Origin of the sequence: Flavobacterium rarum (SeqCode), assembly GCF_965234445.1 — a bacterium.
GTDB lineage: Bacteria > Bacteroidota > Bacteroidia > Flavobacteriales > Flavobacteriaceae > Flavobacterium > Flavobacterium rarum.
This window is the reverse complement of record NZ_OZ248507.1, coordinates 60,483-79,350: the sequence shown is the minus strand read 5'-3', so window position 1 is coordinate 79,350 and position 18,868 is coordinate 60,483. Positions and strand designations below refer to the sequence as shown.

At 33.3% G+C, this 18,868-nt stretch carries 14 protein-coding genes; 5 read left to right on the top strand and 9 right to left on the bottom strand.

All coding sequences use genetic code 11. The features are described from left to right. Positions 1–46: 46 nt before the first annotated feature. The 6 genes from AC8GF4_RS18030 to AC8GF4_RS18005 form a co-directional block, all read right to left on the bottom strand. The gene (locus AC8GF4_RS18030; protein WP_506596753.1) at positions 47–343 is read right to left on the bottom strand and encodes a hypothetical protein; all 297 of its coding nucleotides are present in this window, start codon (positions 341–343) and stop codon (positions 47–49) included. Between the two features lie 261 nt (positions 344–604). Beyond that, positions 605–2,281 carry a mechanosensitive ion channel family protein gene (locus AC8GF4_RS18025; RefSeq protein ID WP_506596751.1) on the bottom strand — a complete coding sequence of 559 codons (1,677 nt, stop codon included), beginning with the start codon at positions 2,279–2,281 and terminating at the stop codon, positions 605–607. Positions 2,282–2,410: 129 nt separating this feature from the next. Beyond that, positions 2,411–3,889: a lipopolysaccharide biosynthesis protein gene (locus AC8GF4_RS18020; RefSeq protein ID WP_506596750.1), complete on the bottom strand. Its 1,479-nt coding sequence runs from the start codon at positions 3,887–3,889 to the stop codon at positions 2,411–2,413. 51 nt (positions 3,890–3,940) lie between these two features. Continuing rightward, a complete protein-coding gene (locus AC8GF4_RS18015; RefSeq protein WP_506596748.1) occupies positions 3,941–5,239 on the bottom strand; it encodes a glycosyltransferase family 4 protein in 1,299 nt (432 codons plus the stop codon). Between the two features lie 49 nt (positions 5,240–5,288). Further along, positions 5,289–7,697, bottom strand: a complete 2,409-nt coding sequence (locus AC8GF4_RS18010) for a YfhO family protein (RefSeq protein WP_506596746.1) — start codon at positions 7,695–7,697, stop codon at positions 5,289–5,291. A gap of 171 nt (positions 7,698–7,868) precedes the next feature. Beyond that, positions 7,869–8,153, bottom strand: coding sequence for a DUF4834 family protein (locus AC8GF4_RS18005; protein ID WP_506596744.1), 285 nt, complete (start codon positions 8,151–8,153; stop codon positions 7,869–7,871). A 678-nt stretch (positions 8,154–8,831) separates the two neighbouring features. On the opposite strand from AC8GF4_RS18005, the gene AC8GF4_RS18000 reads away from it, so the two are divergent. Both AC8GF4_RS18000 and AC8GF4_RS17995 read left to right on the top strand, forming a co-directional pair. Then, the gene (locus tag AC8GF4_RS18000) at positions 8,832–10,769 is read left to right on the top strand and encodes a DEAD/DEAH box helicase (protein ID WP_506596743.1); all 1,938 of its coding nucleotides are present in this window, start codon (positions 8,832–8,834) and stop codon (positions 10,767–10,769) included. Positions 10,770–10,968: 199 nt separating this feature from the next. After that, on the top strand, positions 10,969–11,736 hold the full coding sequence (locus AC8GF4_RS17995; RefSeq protein WP_506596741.1) for a carboxypeptidase-like regulatory domain-containing protein: 768 nt from the start codon (positions 10,969–10,971) through the stop codon (positions 11,734–11,736). A gap of 389 nt (positions 11,737–12,125) precedes the next feature. Here the strand turns inward: AC8GF4_RS17995 and AC8GF4_RS17990 are convergent, their stop codons facing one another. Then, positions 12,126–13,118: a phosphotransferase gene (locus tag AC8GF4_RS17990; RefSeq protein ID WP_506596739.1), complete on the bottom strand. Its 993-nt coding sequence runs from the start codon at positions 13,116–13,118 to the stop codon at positions 12,126–12,128. 33 nt (positions 13,119–13,151) lie between these two features. Beyond that, the gene (locus tag AC8GF4_RS17985) at positions 13,152–13,811 is read right to left on the bottom strand and encodes a TrmH family RNA methyltransferase (protein WP_506596737.1); all 660 of its coding nucleotides are present in this window, start codon (positions 13,809–13,811) and stop codon (positions 13,152–13,154) included. Between the two features lie 164 nt (positions 13,812–13,975). Between AC8GF4_RS17985 and AC8GF4_RS17980 the strand changes: the two genes are divergently transcribed. Further along, on the top strand, positions 13,976–14,668 hold the full coding sequence (locus AC8GF4_RS17980; RefSeq protein ID WP_506596736.1) for an SIR2 family NAD-dependent protein deacylase: 693 nt from the start codon (positions 13,976–13,978) through the stop codon (positions 14,666–14,668). Here the strand turns inward: AC8GF4_RS17980 and AC8GF4_RS17975 are convergent. After that, a complete protein-coding gene (locus tag AC8GF4_RS17975; RefSeq protein ID WP_506596735.1) occupies positions 14,658–15,620 on the bottom strand; it encodes an ion channel in 963 nt (320 codons plus the stop codon). The two genes, AC8GF4_RS17980 and AC8GF4_RS17975, sit on opposite strands and share 11 nt — an antisense overlap. Before the next feature lie 192 nt (positions 15,621–15,812). Here AC8GF4_RS17975 and AC8GF4_RS17970 point away from each other — a divergent pair, with 192 nt between their 5' ends. Both AC8GF4_RS17970 and AC8GF4_RS17965 read left to right on the top strand, forming a co-directional pair. Continuing rightward, positions 15,813–17,717, top strand: a complete 1,905-nt coding sequence (locus tag AC8GF4_RS17970) for an SPFH domain-containing protein (protein ID WP_506596733.1) — start codon at positions 15,813–15,815, stop codon at positions 17,715–17,717. Positions 17,718–17,988: 271 nt separating this feature from the next. Continuing rightward, positions 17,989–18,738, top strand: a complete 750-nt coding sequence (locus AC8GF4_RS17965) for a hypothetical protein (RefSeq protein ID WP_506596731.1) — start codon at positions 17,989–17,991, stop codon at positions 18,736–18,738. Positions 18,739–18,868: the final 130 nt, after the last annotated feature.

The window sequence follows — 18,868 nt, the reverse complement described above, 5'->3', positions numbered from 1 at the left end:
TTTACGCATTATACCTTTATATAATTCAATTGAAAATTTATTCTTCTTATCCCAAATAACAATTTTCTTCAAAAACTCTACCATCTTCATCAATGGCTATCAAAATCTTTTTATCTTTAGAAGTCACCTGAGACAAATACAACCAGGGTAAAGTCCACATTCCAAAAGTAGCACAGCTAACTAAAAAATTTAACCTGTGATTGCATTTCTTACCTTCTTTAAACAAAATTGTAAAAGGTAATTTATCATTTCTTTCTATAACCACAAAACCATCATTAATTTTGTTTGAAATCAATTTTGTAAAGAGATTTAACCTTTTTTGATTGAGTAAATTATTTTTCATCTTTGTTATCTATTTTAATATGCTTTAAACAAATACTTATTAATGCTTACAAAATTAAAGCTAACCTAATAAACAAACAATACCCACTTTCCGTGATATTGCAATAACAGAAATCTAATTTACTATATTACAAGCAGTTAAAAAAACCAAAAACAATAACTTGCAAAAATACTCGATGTACTGTTTTTATTAAAATTATAAAGACAATTATACTTACAATTTTTTTTATCAAGACATTGATTTTAACAAGTATTTATGTAATTAACGTTGAGAATCGTTATTTACATTAAAATTCGGCGTCTTGTTATCTTTACCTAAATAATTTTCTGGAATGGTAGTTTTGTTTCCATCGCGTAGTGAATTGTAATGCGGAGACATAATTTCGAGACCCGCTTCATTAAAACAATCTTGGATATTTTGATGAAGCTTAGAATAAATTAGAGGCTGTTGGTTGGGATGTTTGGTATACACATTAATCTCATACGAAACATAAAAATCATCCAAACTAGTCTGCAACACAAATGGAGTTGGTGTTTTTTCGACCAATTCTGTTCTCATTGCTGACTCAATAAGTGCTTTATGTATCAAATTCCAAGGCGTGTCATATCCAATCGTTATAGTTGTATGAATTAGCAATCCGTTGCCATTATCATTGGCATTGGCAGAATAATTGATGGAAGAACTGGACAAAACCGTTGAATTGGGTATTGTAATATCTTCTTGTTTTGGAGTACGAACCCGAGTTACTAGCGTCGTTTTTTCTATTACCGTTCCGCTAACATCGCCTATTTTTATAAAATCACCAATTTTAAAAGGTCGCATATACGTAATAACCAATCCTGCTATCATATTGGCTATTGCATTGGAAGAACCTAATGAAAACAAAACACCTACAAATACGGATACTCCTTGAAATACAGGCGAATTTGAACCTGGTAAATACGGAAAAATAACAACAACCATAAATGCATAAACCAAAACTCTAATGATATTAAAAGTTGGTTTGGCCCAATCGCTATAAAATCCTTCAATCTTTATTTGCCCTTTCTGAATTTCATCTACAAAAAACTTAATGGCTTTCAGCAAATAATGAAACAACGCCACAATTACTAGTATGGAAAACAGATTAGGTAAGAAATGAACAAATCCCATCAAAGCAGATTTGGCTGGAGAAAAAATCCATTTTAAAAGAGTTGAAGCGTATATTTTTGTTTCTGGAAAAATACTAAAAATAGCAGGCAACGAAATATAAAATACAAAAAGCAAAACAATCAGACGTATCAACAGTACAAACTTCAACACAAATTCCATTTCCTTTTCGGGAGTAAAAATATAAGATTCTTTGATTTTTATTCCTGAAAAATAGCGCTCTTGCTTCTTGATTAAGAGCAATCTGATCCATCTGAAAATTTTATTTATAGCAAATACAATTATAAAAACAAACAAAATCAATACCAGCACTAATCCAATTCGTTTTAACCAATTTTCAGTAGCATTAGTCTCTTTTTGAAAAAGTATTTCTTTCTGAATAATAGCAAGGTTTTTTTGAGCCAATTCAAAATTGCTGCTTCCAACTGTTTTGCCATCCAAATCCGTAACAGACATTACAACAAAATCACTATTATAAACAATATCCATACTGATATCGGATTTAATCAATGACAAAGAATCGGAATCATAATAAGGTTCTTTGTATAATGATTCAATTCTATTACTAATTGCTTTTGCTCTTTCCTTTGCTGTAAATGACCCTATTCTATTATAAACTAAAAACAAAGTATCATTAAAAGGAACAACTGGATAACCGCTTATTTGATTGTTTAATTTTTCTTTTTTGATGCTATCAACAACAGGCACTTCACTCTTTTGAGATTGAGAAAAAACAAGTGTCGAACTAATAAGGAATAAACAAAATACTTTTATTTTAAATTTAATCATCGCTAAAATATATTAGTATTAAATTCTGTAATAGAGATCGTTACATTAAGCTTACAAAAAAACATCTCTTACAAATATAAAAAAACTAAGCGACCAAAAATTTAAAAATTTAAGTGAGAAATGTAATGATTAATTAATCGTTTTTTTTAATCTCAATTTTACGAATAAGTCATCCAAAATTTGGTTAATCTCAGGCGAAACAACCATTTTGTAATTGATGTAAACATATACAATAGTTACCAAAATTGACTTTAAACCAATTGCTATAATTTGATTTATTGGAAATTTCCAAAAATAAAACAATAGAAAAACTATTAAAGTAATAACCAAGGAATGTACTGTTTGTTTGGTAAAAGGATACAAATGCAGTTTTTTTACAACAAATAGCAATTTAGCCAAACTGTACAAAGTTATTGACAATAAAGTTGCAAAAGCAGAGCCTATAATCCCGAAAAGAGGAATAAAAATCATATTTAGGCCTACTGTTAATACTACAAGCGCCACTCCCAAAAACAAAACGGTTTTATAATATTTTGTATTAAAAATAATAGCGTTGTTGTTCCCCAAAATCAAGTCAAAATACTTGGACAAACCAATCATAAAAACAACCATTATTCCACCGCTGTATTCTTTTGGTACCATTTCATACAACTGATCGATATTGACAAAAATACAAAGCATCACAAATCCACCAACTATTTGTAGATTGATTGAGGTTTTTTTATAAAGAATATTCATTTCATCGTGCTTGTTTTCATGCATTAGTTTTGCAGTAATAGGATACACAATTTGATGCATTGCCCGACTTGGTACGGAAATCACCAAAGCAATATATGTAGCAACGGAATAAAAGGCAATGTTTTCTATCTTCATATATTGATTCAAAATCATTTTATCACCATCCAAAAGCAAATTGGCAACACTTCCTGATAAAATAATATAAAAAGTATATACTAATATCTCTTTGGTATTGGCAGGTATTGAAAACTGAAAAGTAGGCTTCTGAATACTAAATGCATAAAACATAGTGACCAAAAAGGCTAAAATATATAAGACTGTTGTTGCATAAACAAATCCCTCCACTGAGAGCCAATTATAATAAACACCAAGTAACAATAACAAAGAAAATAGGCGTAAACCAACTTCTTTGATGAAATTACCAAAAACGGAATGCATGTGTACTCTTGCCCATGCATAAAATATTTCGAAATATGCCATACTCAATCCAATGACAGGTATCAACCAAATATATCCTTTGACTACCGCGTTTTTCTTAGATAAGAAAAATAGTATTTCATCAAAAAATAAAAACCCTAACAATAAAAAAGGAATAATTAATAATAATGGAAATAATACTGTAAAAGATAAAAAACGAGATCTTTCTTCGTCTGTTTTATATTGAGAATAGAATTTTACCAACGTATTTTGCATACCAATGGCAAACAATGGCATAATGACATTGGCACAAGACGTAACATAATTTGTTAAACCATAATAAGTAGCCCCTAAAAAAACAGGATATAAATAAATGGTATTTATCCCTCCAATTCCAAAACCGATATAGGTAATTATTGTGTTTTTTAAAGACTGATTTAAGACTATGCCCATTAATAGGAGTTTAAAAGTTTAAGGTTTGAAAAAGTTTAAAGTTGGAATACCTTAAATTTTAGAATGAATCAACTGTGCCAGTTCTTTGGTCAGATGTTGCCTGGAATATTTTTGCAAACCTACACCATAGGATTGTAATTTCCCTTCCAAAAACTGATTATAATACGATATGATGGTGTTTTTAAGTTTTTCTTTTTCAGTATATTCAAAAAACACACCTGTATTGGTTCCGGTAATAATTTCGGCAAAATCAGAATCTTTTGGACCAATAGCAATAATAGGTCTGTTGGACACCATATATTCAAACAATTTACCAGGAATAATGCTTTTAGTTTCTTCTGAGTCTATTTCGATAAGCAACAAAACTTGCGAATTGCGTTGATGCTCCACTGCTTCCGAATGAGAAACATATCCCAAATTATTCAAATAGGAGTTCAAATTAAATTGAGAAATATTATCCAATACTTCCTGACTAACGGCCCCTATTAATTTAAGTTCTAAATGACTTTTAAAATCAGAAATTTCGTGGAGCAGTTCCGTTAAAACTTCCCATAAAATAATTGGATTTCGTTCTGAAAGAAAGGAACCAATATGAGCCAAACTAAATTTAGAATCCAGAGTCACTTTGGTAACAGCTTCGGTATCGTAACCATTGGTAATAACAGCTATAGGCTTATTGGTAATAGCTTCAAACTCTGTTTTGGTCGTTTTGCTGGTAACAATAACAGTATCGGCTGTATTCAAGACACGATATTCAAGCGCTTTGTGCTTTCTTTCTGCTCTTGTTGACAAACGCAATGATTTATGATACCCTATAGTTGTCCAAGGATCCCGAAAATCGGCAAACCAAGTAACTTTTAATTTCTGTTTTAAAACCAATCCAATCAAGTGCAAACTGTGTGGAGGTCCCGAAGTGATAATGGTATCAATATTATTCTCAACTATATATTTTTCTAAATACTTTACAGAAGGATTTACCCAAAAAACCCGAGCATCTGGAATAAACAAGTTCCCACGAATCCATAGTAACATTTTATCCAAAAAAGTTTGCTTTTTCTGATTTGGAATAATACCTGAACTGATTTTTTTTGTTTTATTTTTAGAAAAAACCGAAGCCAGCTGATACGGCTCGAAAATTTTGTGTTTCAAAATAATCGCTTTATCCGAAACTTCCTTTTCTAAATTGGCATCAACAATTGGATACGTTGGATTCTCCGGAATATAAACAATGGGCTGAATGTCAAAATCCGGTAAATATTTGACAAACTTAAGCCAACGCTGAACACCAGGCCCTCCAGCTGGTGGCCAATAATACGTTATGATGAGAATTTTTTTTGACTCTGATTTCAATTTCTTATTTTGTTGATTATAGTAGCACTGCAGTGTATCTCTACAATGTTTATCTACTTTTTTTCTTCTCAAAGTAAATCCCTCCAATTAAAAGAAACAACATTCCTACAGAACTGACAAGCGTAATTACACCTCCCGTTTTTACAACTTGAGGATCAAATTTAAATTCTATAGCATGTTTTCCTGCAGGAACCACAATTGCTCTCAATGCATAATCTGCTCTCATTATTGAAGTTTCTTTTCCGTCAACAAGAGCTATCCATCCTTTTCCATAATACATTTCAGAGAAAACAGCCAAACCTTCTTTTGAATTATTCGAAGTGTATTTCAAATTATTTGGTTTATAAGAATCCAAAGTTATGGTAGCCGAACTGTCTTTAGCGAAAGCTTTATTTTTTATATCTGAAAACTGATTTTCATTAACAACAGCTACGTTTTTAGAATCCAATTTATCCAACCCTTTCATCTCTTCGTCTGAATTTTTAACCAACGCAACTTGATTCACAAACCAAGCATTTCCGTTGGCATCTGGATTGATAATTGGATATTCCTTTCCTTCCTTGTCTACTTGAATCACATATTTTACATTCAACATATTTAGAATTTCCAAATTATTATTAGCAATTTGGTAATCAAATAATTGTTGTATTCTTTGAGGTTTCACCGCGCTATACCCTCCTATTGCTTTATGAAAATAAGATGTTCTTGCTTGCATTAATCCTTGAATATCAAAAACACGATAGTTGGTTGTGTCTTTTAGAATCTCAGTATCTGCGGGTGTTTCTTGAAAAGGGACTTCTACTTCTCTAGCACTGATAAAATCTTTGTTGGAAACATAATTTTTGGCTACAAAAAACAAGTCGGAAACCATAAATAAACCCACCAAAATAATAGCCGTGTTTTGAGCTATTTTATTTTTAAAAAACAACCACAAAGTACCAGCTGATATAAGAATAAAAAAACCAGAACGCAACAAATCAGCACTATATAATGATTTTCTATCCGCCTTTAGAGCATCCACAAAATTAGGTCCGTAACTTTCCATAAAAGATCCATCACTCGCACCCGAAAAGCTGAACAAACTTTTAGACAGGAACAATACCAAAATAAGTCCTAAACAAATAGCTCCCGATTGCAACAAAGGTTTCAATTGTTTTTCTTTTTCTAATTTAAAAAAAGATTGCAACCCCATTATAGCTAAAACTGGAAAACACAATTCCAAAATAACCTGAATAGAAGAAACTGCTCTAAACTTATTATACATAGGAATATAATCGATACAGAAATCGGTCAATGCAGGAAAATTTTTCCCCCAAGAAAGCATTAATGTAAGTATTGCTCCACCTAAGAAAGCATATTTAATTTTTCGATCGTCAATAAACAAAGCCAAAATGGCTAAAAAGAAAACAACTGCTCCTATATATGCAGGTGCAGATACTATGGGCTGATCTCCCCAGTACGTTGGCATTCCAGACACAAAATCTGTGGCTTGTGCTTCGGGAACTCCTTGCGAAATCATAAACTCAAACATACTGCTGTCTGTACCTACTTTTTCATTATTGGACCCTCCAAACAATCGAGGTGCGATCAGGTTAAAACTTTCGGCTATACCATAACTATATTCGGTGATATAATCATACGTCATTGCCATATCAGTAACCTTTTTGGATCCATCAGGATTGAAACTTAAATCGCTTTTTCCTCTTGTACTAAAGTTTGCATATTCGGCAGTTGCTAACAAATTGGTTGAATTGGCTCCAATAGCAATAATTCCGGCACCTATTAACGTTCCAATAGAATGTAATAAAGACTTGTATTCTTTTGATTTGATTCCTTCATAAACAAAATACCCGGAAAGAATCAATAACAATATCAATAAATAATAGGTCATTTGAAAGTGATTGGCATTTACTTCCAAAGCCACTGCAAACATCGTTAGCAATCCTCCTAAAATGAATTTTCGTTGAAAAACTAGTACAAATCCAGCCACAACCAATGGCATATAAGCAATCGCGTGGGCTTTGGCATTATGTCCAACTCCAAGAATAATTATTAAATAAGTAGAAAAACCAAAAGCCAATGCTCCAAAAAAAGCTTTGAGGGGATCTGCTTTTAAAACCAACATTAAAATATAAAAACTAAGAAAGTATAAGAATAAATAATCCGCAGGTCTTGGTAAAAAGCGCAATACGTCATCGATGGCACCGACATAATCATGAGGATATTTGGCTCCTAATTGATACGTTGGCATTCCTCCAAAAGCTGAATTTGTCCAATACGGTTCCTCGTGATACGTAGCTCTAAAATCATTTTGTTCTTTGGCCATTCCGGTATATTGAGCTATATCCGATTGAAAAATCTGTTTTCCTTGCAAAACGGGAAAGAAATAAAGTGCAGATACGATAACAAAACCAAAAATGGCTAGTGCGTGCGGAAAGAACCTTTGAAGTTGCTTCATTAAGATTTTAGATTGAAGATTAACGATTTTTGATTTCAGATTTTAGTCCCGAAGAAACGAGAACAATTTTAATTAGCAATAATAAGGATTAATGATTTAATTTACGTTACAGAAGAAAATTGATTTTTTCACCAAGTTAAAAAAAATCAAAAAAACGTTAATCTTAAATCATCAATCAATCTCTTCATAATCGACATAATCGCCCACTTTTTTGGTTTCGCGAGGATTTTTACTATTGGCTGTATCGATTATAATTTCATCATTACTAGGTGTTTTCTTCCAAGTGGATTGCTGAGAAGTTTGCTGCTGTTGCTGTTGAAAATTTTGACCCGCTTTTTCCACTACCTTTTTTACAACTATAGGCAAAAACAACTTAGCCAAAAACTTAAATATATAATAGAAAGCGATCATATAAAATATCGCTTTTATAAAACCCGAAAAAGAGGCTGTTTGCATAATCCAATAATTTTTAGGCAAAATTAATAAATCAATATGGAAACTTTGGAGCATTTTAAAAATATCATTCTTAAAGAAATGATAAAATTGGTAGTATAGCACCAAAAAAAGAACAAATCTATTTAACCAAACCAAAATTGTAATTTGCTTAAGGTAACATTTGGTTTATAATTGTACTTAACCCGTTGGGTGAAATTCAAGTAAAATAAAAATTTAACCACATAGAATCATAGATGGATGCTAAATAGGCAAAGAATAAATAGAAATAGCACTATTTCACACATAGAATAGCTATGTGAGTAGTAAAACGTCTATCTTTTTCTTTTAAAAACTATAAATTCTATGTTTCTATGTGGTCAAAAATAATTTCACCCAACGGGTTTGTACTTAATAAATCCCAAACAGTAGCAATATTCAAGAATCTATTCAGTGCAAAACCATTTTTTATAATCTTAAAAAACAATATCCATCATTATAACAGTTTTTATACTATTTTTTTAACAAAAAAATCAATATCACGACATAAATTTACATTGAAAAAACAATTTCAAAACTTAAAAGTATAATTTAAAATATAACAAACTGATAATCAAAACCTAATAAAACCATAATTCTTAAAATTCAATTAGTTTATATGAATTATAAACAGTAATTTTGCACCCTATTTTAAAAATACATATGAATAAATTTGAACAATTAGGATTGAGTGAATCGTTACTGAAGGCGATTTTAGATCTAGGATTTGAGAATCCGACCGAAGTACAGGAGAAAGCGATTCCCCTATTATTGGAAAAAGACACAGATTTAGTTGCGTTGGCTCAGACAGGGACAGGGAAAACGGCAGCATTTGGTTTTCCAGTTATTCAGAAAATTGATGCCAACAATAGAAATACACAGGCGTTAATTTTATCTCCAACACGCGAATTGTGTTTGCAGATTACCAACGAACTTAAAAACTACTCAAAATACGAAAAAGGTATTAATGTGGTAGCGGTTTACGGTGGAGCTAGCATTACAGAACAAGCGAGAGACATAAAGAGAGGTGCACAAGTAATTGTGGCAACTCCAGGAAGAATGCAAGATATGATAAACAGAGGATTGGTAAACATTTCTCAAATTAATTATTGTATCCTTGATGAAGCAGACGAAATGTTGAATATGGGTTTCTACGAAGACATCGTAAACATCCTTTCTACTACGCCTGACTCCAAAAGCACATGGTTGTTTTCTGCAACAATGCCTGCTGAAGTAGCACGTATTGGAAAACAATTTATGACCGACCCAATAGAAATTACTGTTGGTGCCAAAAACTCTGGTTCGGCTACCGTATCTCACGAATTTTACCTAGTAAATGCTCGTGATCGTTACGAAGCTTTGAAAAGATTAGCAGATTGTAACCCTGATATTTTCTCAGTAGTTTTCTGTAGAACAAAACGTGACACTCAAGCTGTTGCAGAGAAATTAATCGAAGATGGATACAGCGCTGCTGCATTGCACGGAGATTTATCTCAAGCGCAACGTGATGGTGTTATGAAATCTTTTAGAGGAAGACAAATCCAAATGCTTGTTGCAACTGACGTAGCTGCACGTGGAATTGACGTTGACAATATTACTCACGTAGTAAATTACCAACTTCCTGACGAAATCGAAACGTACAATCACCGTTCTGGCCGTACAGGTCGTGCTGGTAAATTAGGAACTTCTATCGTAATCGTTACAAAAAGCGAATTGCGTAAAATTTCTTCAATCGAAAGAATCATCAAACAAAAATTCGAAGAAAAAACAATCCCTTCTGGAATTGAAATCTGCGAAATCCAATTGTTGCACTTAGCAAACAAAATTAAGGATACTGAAGTTGATCACGAAATTGACAACTACTTACCTGCTATTAACAATGTTCTTGAAGGTTTAACGAAAGAGGAATTAATCAAGAAAATGGTGTCGGTAGAATTTAATCGTTTTATTGCTTACTACAAGAAAAACAGAGATATCTCTAATCAATCGAACTCTGAAAGAAGAGATCGTGATGACAGAGACGGTGCTCCAAGAGAAAGCAACAATAGCGGTGCTACAAGATATTTTGTAAACATTGGTTCTAGAGACAACTTCGACTGGATGTCATTAAAAGACTATTTGAAAGAAACATTAGACTTAGGTCGTGATGACGTTTTCAAAGTAGATGTAAAAGAAGGATTCTCTTTCTTTAACACCGATCCAGAACACACGGATAAAGTAATGGAAGTATTGAACAACGTACAATTAGAAGGACGTCGTATCAATGTTGAAATTTCTAAAAACGACGGTGGCGGAAGACGTGATCACAACGGAAGAGATTCAAGAGGTGGAGGAAGCGGATTCGGCGGTGGTAGAAGCTCTGCTCCAAGTAGAGAAGGAAGTTTTGCTCCAAGAAGAGAAGGATCTGGCGGAGGTTTTAGAAGCGACAGAGGATCTGCTCCTAGAGAAGGTGGCTTTGGACCAAGAAGCTCTTCAGCTCCAAGAACTGGTGGTTTTTCATCAGACAGAGGACCAAGAACAGAAGGTTCATCTGATAGAGCTCCGAGACGTTCTGAAAACTTTGGTGACGCACCAAGACCAAGAAGACCTAGAAGAGACTAAAGATAGTAGAGGTTAGAAGGTAGAAATTAGAAGTCAAAAGGCAGAAGATAGAAAACAGGTATTTAATTACAGATTTCTAACTTCTAATTTCTGAGCTCTGACCTCTAACCTATAATCGACTGTTAATTTTCTTATAATTATACTAGAACTACAAAATATTTAATCCTGTTTTACTACTTTTAAAGTTTTAAATCAGTTTATGAAATATTTTGTAGTTTTTTTGTTTTTAGTAACGTCCATAAATTCAATTGCCCAAACAATTGAAACCCCAACAAAAGTCTCTGGATTAATAATCAGTGATAATACCGGCACCCCATTAGCCAACGTCAACATCATCAATATCAATCAAGTTACCGGAACTACCACAGACGATAAAGGTAATTTTGAAATTGCTGTAACACAAAGCGACACCTTACACATTACCCTTCTCGGTTTTCAATCCTTACGTGTACGTGTGACCAATGACTGGATAAAAAACAAAAAAACAACCATACAACTTACCCAAAAAGCGATCCCATTAAACGAAGTGGTAATTAGCCCATACTACTTAACTGGATATCTAGAAATCGATTCCAAATTAATTCCAATCAAGGAAGACTATCGCTATAGCATTTCGGGCTTAGGTCAAGGATACGAAGGAGGACAATATGCACCAGATGCTTTTGGAAAAGTATTGGGATCCATATTCAATCCTGCCGATATGCTTTACAATTTCTTCGGAAAAAAACCCCAACAGCTCAAAAAACTCAAAGAGATGCGAAAGGACGACACCGTTAGGAATCTACTAGAAACCAAATACGACAGAGAAACCATCTCACTACTCCTTGGCGTTTCACAAGATGAAATTTCCGAAATATTAGGCAGATGCAGCTACTCCGAAGCTTTTATAAAAACCGCCAACGATCTTCAGATTATGGATGCCATTAGCGGTTGCTACGAACAATACAAAGTTTTGAAGAAAAAATAAAACTAGTGGTCAGTGATCAGTTTTTTTTAGTGTTCAGTCTTAGTTTTTTCAACATTATACCTATTATTTATTCACTATAGTCCAGAAAAATGGACTGTTTTTATACTATATCGGCATTATACCTCTTGTGATCGGACTATTTAACAAATGGGTTAAGTATCATGTGGGCGTGCCACCATAAAAAAAGGGACCAACTAATCACACTAATTAGTCGGTCCCTTTTTTTTTTATGCTGTCGGGCTATACGCGCTACAAGGTAGCTAGCTTCTATCCCTCACGCAGCATTTCGGCAATAAAGAAACTTTAGCATTGAATCAGAAAAAATATTTCATCTGAAAAATTGTTTTCTGTCATTTACTTGCTAAAAGTTATTTAGAATTAAACTAAGCTTATTCAATTTCGATTTCATTATAAACAATCCATCGTTTTAAATTACCAACAAATCTTTTTAAATGATCTTCATTTAAAAAAATGTTCGTCCAATTATCATACCTGTCACATTGTATACTTATATAATATGTCATAATTCCGAGACAAACAAAGGGTAAAATTCGTCTTTCTTCTTTAGTGATTGGAGTTGTAATTTCGTATCCTTTTAGAAAACTTTCTGCTTTTATCTGATAATCATTCTCGTCTAAATTTGTGCTGAATAACTGAAATAAAAAGTACGAAATATCTAAGCACAACCATCCGTTACCACAGAAATCAAAATCAAAAAGGGTTACTTTATTTTCTTCATTAAAATGCATATTATCAAACCACACATCAAGGTGAACTGCCCCATGTCTGATTTGCTCTTTATCAATTTCATTAAATTTAGTATCAATAAAATTGGCAGTTCTTTCTAAAAATTTTATTTCATCCGTTTCTTTTTTAAAGAATTTTCGTGTTCGCTCAAGGGAATCAACAAGCAAAACTTTATTATTATATACAATTCTGTTTAATGGAAAATTCTCTGCAGACTTATGAATTTTTGCTAATGCCTGCCCAATAAAAAAACTTGTTTCAGCAGTAAATTTTGCCGATTTTGTGCCTTCTGCAAACGAAAACAATACACCAAATCTGTTTCCTTCTGGAGCATTAAATTCTTGAATATACTCATTTAAATTATCCGCTATTGGGTATGAAACAGGAGTTTTGTTTTCCTTTAAGTGAATTAACAATCTTAATTCCTCTGCTATTTCTGTTTTTGTTCTCCAATCAAAAGTATAGACACGAAAAACATATTTTTCTTTCATATCCGTAACCATATAAACGTGATTCATTCCTGTTCTGAAAAGTTTGCATTCGGTGCCTTTACTTAAATTATACTTCCGCTGAATAAATTCACCAAGTTCTTTTGCTGAGAGTGTCGAGTTTGATACTGGAAATTCTGTTGTCATTTGTTTGATTTTATTCTGTAATCTGCAATCTAATTACTTTTCATTGCTATAATACCGCTCCTCTATCCTCTTTATATCCTTTATCGACTTTTTAGCCCAATCCAATCTTTTTACCAAAATCTCTTCCTCCGTCAATTGCCAATCAATATCCGAATTGCGTAAACGATTCGTTAGATTCTGAATAATAATCGATGCCGAAACCGAGATATTCAAACTCTCCGTAAAACCCACCATCGGAATTTTAAGAAAACCATCCGCTCTCCTGAGAATCTCTTCTGATAATCCATCTCTCTCGGTTCCAAAAAACAAGGCACTTGGTTTTGTAATGTCAAAATCCTCCATCAAACAATCATTCTCGTGCGGTGTGGTGGCAATAATTTGATACCCTTTATTTTTTAACGTATCAATACAATTCGTAACACTATCATAAGTCGAAATATCAACCCATTTTTGGGCTCCCATAGCAATTTCTTTATCGATCCGTTTTCCATAACGTTCCTCGATAACATGTAATTCCTGAATTCCAAAAACCTCACAACTGCGCATTACCGCACTAGCATTATGCATCTGAAAAACATCTTCAACCGCAATGGTAAAATGATTGGTTCTATCATTCAAAACTTTCAGGAATTTTTCTTTTCTATTATCTGTCAAAATATTTTCAAGAAAAGCAAGGTAATCAAGGTCAATCATTGTATATTAGTTTTGGCAAAAATACTAAAAAAGAGTAGTTTTATTTTCTATAAAATTTTCAATAACTATAAAACCTAAAAGGTTAAAAAAAACCTTGCAGGATAACAGAATTTCCTGCAAGGTTTTTCTCAAACCTTGTAGGTATGATTTTAAAAATGAAAAAAATGAAAAAGAAATTAGTGGTTCTTACTGGCGCAGGAATAAGTGCCGAAAGTGGTATCAAAACATTTCGCGATAGCGATGGATTATGGGAAGGTCATAATGTAATGGATGTCGCCACTCCCGAAGGTTGGCACAAAAACCCAGCTTTGGTTCTTGATTTTTACAACCAAAGACGTCAACAATTAAAGAGCGTACAACCCAATTTAGGACATCAGATTTTAGCCGAATTAGAAAATGATTTTGACGTTTACATCATCACTCAAAATGTAGATGATTTACACGAACGAGCAGGAAGTTCAAATGTAATACATCTGCACGGCGAATTATTAAAAGTACGAAGTGTCAAAAATGAAAATTACATTTTGGATTGGTCCAACGATTTAAATTTTGAGGATAAAGATAACGAAGGAAATCAGCTTCGCCCTCATATTGTATGGTTTGGCGAGCAAGTGCCCGCTCTTGAAGAAGCCATTACAATAACCGAACAAGCCGATTATTTTGCAGTAATCGGAACATCATTACAAGTTTATCCTGCTGCAGGATTAATCGATTTTACCAAAAGAGAAACACCCATTTATTATATCGATCCAAAACCCATTCAAATACCAAACCTAAGAAATCCGCTGGAAGTCATTCCGAATATCGCATCAGAAGGCGTTCGTATTTTAAAAGAAAAACTATTGGCTAATTCATAACAACTTTATCAAACGAATTTAAAAGACCCAAATCCAGAACAGTGCTTTTGTTATTTTCGCTTCGAGTGAACATAGGTTTAAATTTGGCACCATAAATGATTTCATCAAAAGTATAAGAAGTACGACTTGCAACTGTAGTACTGAACATACTATCAAAGGTTTTGATGTTAATCATGATTTCACCAATTATAGTACTATAATCTGCAGCACTTAGCCCATACATAGGACTTTCTTCGGTAATAGGATGAACTAAAGTCCAACTTTGAACCAATGAATTTACTTTTTGAAATTCAAGATCCAAAATGTAAAATTTATTTACATAAACACCTTCTTCTTCGATACGCATTCCCAAAGTAACATTTGCTTCAGTATCTATATAATTGGTATTTTTATAAGGTGCAATCCGAAACATCAATGCAGTTCCTTCTTTGTAAGGGGCAATAATTGCATTGTGCGAAAACTTTAAAAAAAGAGAAGGTTTACTAAATCGTCCAAAAAACAAACCTGTGGCGATAGCAAAACTCAGCAATCCAATAAGTGCTTCAGCAGATGACAATGCACTGGTATAAAATCCAGAGGGGCTAATGTGTCCATAACCAACGGTGGTGAAGGTTTGAGCACTAAAAAAATACGCTTGCCCAAATTGAACCCACTTACTTTCAGAAGTCGCAATCCCATTTAAATGTTCAATTCCTATCCCGAAATAAAGCAATGCAAAAACAAAGTTGATTACAATATAAAACAAAAATAGAATGGACAAAAATTGCCAAGTAGAAAGACTTAGCATTGTATGATACCAGCTGATTCTATCCAGAAGTCCAATCCCTCTTTTTGAAACATTTGCCGAGCCATCTTTATTTACAAAGCGCCCTCCTACATTAGAAGCACTTGTTCCAAAACCAGTATTGGCCAGTGATTTTTCTCTTAAATTTAATCGATTAAAAAATGCCATATTTACTTTACTAATGAGTTGCAAATTAAATAATATATTTCATTAATACACAAATAAAAAAATCATTTAAAACACATACTACAGAGAATTAAACAAATAGGTGAACTGCAAAACATTTTTTTAAAAAAATTATAACTTTATAAATAAACTATACTAAAATAAATTATGTTTGTAATCTAAACCTTAACCAATATGACTTTTTTTCTTACCTACTGGTGGATATTCTTAATTGTATTATCCTTTCTATTTTACAAATTTGTTTTACGTGTATTTTTTGGAATGGTCATCGTTCCTGAGAATAAAATTGGATTAGTTACCAAAAAATTCGTTCTTTTTGGCGCTGATAAATCATTACCAGACGGCAGAATTATAGCAACCAAAGGAGAAGCCGGTTACCAAGCCAAAACACTTGCTCCAGGATTGTATTGGGCGATGTGGCCATGGCAATTTTCGATAGATATGGCCTCCTTTACTATTATTCCAGAAGGAAATATCGGGTTGTTACTCAGCAAGGATGGAGCCGAAATACCAACAGGACGTATTCTTGCTCAAAAAGTGAGTTCAGACAATTTTCAGGATGCTACTTTATTTCTTGACAATGGCGGACAAAAAGGAAGACAATCCGCTTTTATTACAACAGGATCGTATCGTATCAACACCCATTTGTTTGAAGTGGTTGTTTCTCCACAAATTGTTATATCCGAAAATATGGTTGGTATTGTAACCGCAATGGATGGAGAACCGATTCCGATTGGACAAATTGCTGGAAAGTTTGTTGACAATCACAATAACTTCCAAGATTTTGATCAATTCTTAAAGAATGGTGGAAATCGTGGATTGCAACCGCAAGTGATGTTAGCAGGTTCCTATTATATCAATTCATGGGCAATTCAAATTGAACAAACTCCAATGACTGATGTGCCTATTGGATATGTTGGTGTAGTGATTTCTTACATTGGAGAAGATGGAAAAGATGTAACTGGCGACACTTTCAAACACGGAAATATTGTTTCCAAAGGGCAACGAGGTGTTTGGATGGAACCTTTTGGACCCGGAAAATATGCACTTAACAAATACACAACCAAACTCGAACCAGTTCCTACCACAAATTTAGTTTTGAACTGGGCAGACGCCAGAAGTGAATCACATAACTTAGACCAAAACCTTTCTACAATTACGGTTCGCTCCAAAGATGGTTTCCCTTTTAATCTGGATGTTTCACAAATCATTCACGTTCCTGCCAATGAGGCACCAAAAGTAATTGCTCGTTTTGGAAGCATGAACAACTTAGTTTCTCAAGTTTTGGAACCAACTATTGGAAATTATTTTAGAAATTCGGCTCAGGAAAGTGATGTAATTTCATTTCTTTCGACTAGAAAAGAACGTCAGGAATCTGCCAAGAATCATATCAAAGTGGTTTTAGACGAATACAATGTTAACGCAGTTGATACATTAATTGGAGATATTGTTCCACCTGAATCGTTAATGAAAACGTTGACAGATAGAAAAATTGCCGAAGAAGAGCAAAAAACCTATCAAACCCAAAAGATGGCGCAAGAGCAACGCCAGGGAATGGAAAAAGAAACCGCCATTGCCGATATGCAAAAAGAAATCGTAAAAGCATCACAAAGTGTTGAAATTGCTCAAAGAACTGCAGATGCGACTGTAAAAAAAGCAGAAGGAGATGCAACCAGTTTAAAACTAAACGTAAATGCTGAAGCCGAAGCTACAAAAATGCGAGCCAATGCCGAAGCGGAAGCTACCAAAGCAAGAGCAGGTGCACAAGCCGAAGCAACCAAATTGACAGCCAGCGCCGAAGCCGAAAGAATTTCTAAAACTGGTCTTGCAGAAGCAGAAAAAATCATGGCAATAGGTAAATCTACTGCTGAGGCGTATCAGCTTCAAGTTTCTGCTATGGGTGGAGATAATTTTACAAAATACAAAATCACCGAAGAAATAGGAAAAGGAAAAATCAAAGTGATTCCAGACGTACTTATTTCTGGTAGTAACGGAACAGACGGATCAATGAGTGGCTTGCTTGGCCTTAAACTTATGGAAATGATGGATACTGATAAAAATAAAGATACTTCTAAATAATTACTATTTACAATTCAATACTACTAAAAATCTGCAAGAAATTGCAGGTTTTTTTTTGAAAAATTAATTGCTAAAAAAAAAAACGATAACAAAAGATTTTTAAACAAATAAAAATTCGGTAATATTTATAAGTAATAAACAATAAATACAAAAAAATAACATTTTATATTAATATTTTGAAAAAATATTTATTAAAAAGTTTACAAATTGAAAAAAAAGTTATATTTGTCAAAACCAAAACTAAAAACTATTAACTAAATACCACCAAGTCATGAATTTAAAAGTACCTTTTGTTATCGTATTTTTACTAACTACTCAATTTTTCTTTGCTCAGGAATCAACAAATACTGAAGCAACAACTGAAAATACCGTAAAAGAAAAAACAGCTCCAATTGATTTTAAAAAGCAAATGCAAGATTTAAAAGATCAAGAAAAAGCGTATTTAGCAAAAATAGAAGCTGAAAAAAAGGCACTTGCTGAAGCTAAAGTAGCCGAAGATAAGGCGGCAAAAGCAAAAGCAGAAACAGAAAAAAAAGCAGCAGAGCAAGCTAAAATAGCAGCAGCAAAAGAAGCAGCAATTGCAGCCAAAATAAAATCTGAAGCAGAAGCAAAAGGAGCTGCAGAAGCAAAAGAAGCAGCAAGAGTAGCAGCCATTGAAGCAAAAGCAAAAGCCGAATCAGATGCAAAAACAGCAAAAGAAGAAGCAATAGCTGCTAAAATTAAAGCAGAAGCTGATAAAAAGGCGGCAGATGAAGCAGAAAAAATTTCGAAAGAAAAAATAGCGGCTTATGAAAAAGAAGCTGGGAAAGCTAAAGATGCTCAAGAGAAATTAATCAAAGATGTTGAAAAACTAAAAAAAGAAAAAGCAGAAGCGGATGCAAAACTTGCTGAGTCTGCTAAATTAGCTTTGCAAAAATCAACTTTATTGGACGAGCAAATCGCTAAAGCAACTGCAGAAGCAGAGAAAGCAGCAGCAGCTCAAGCCAAAATAGCAGCGGAAAAAGCTGCAAAACCAAACTAAAGTACAACAATAAATATCCAAACCCAAACCTAACCAGTTTAATGAAAATATCCATTGAAAAATGGATATTTTTTTATTTTATACCACCGCCAAACCAACAACCTACGTTTTTCAAAAATGTTTATCTTTG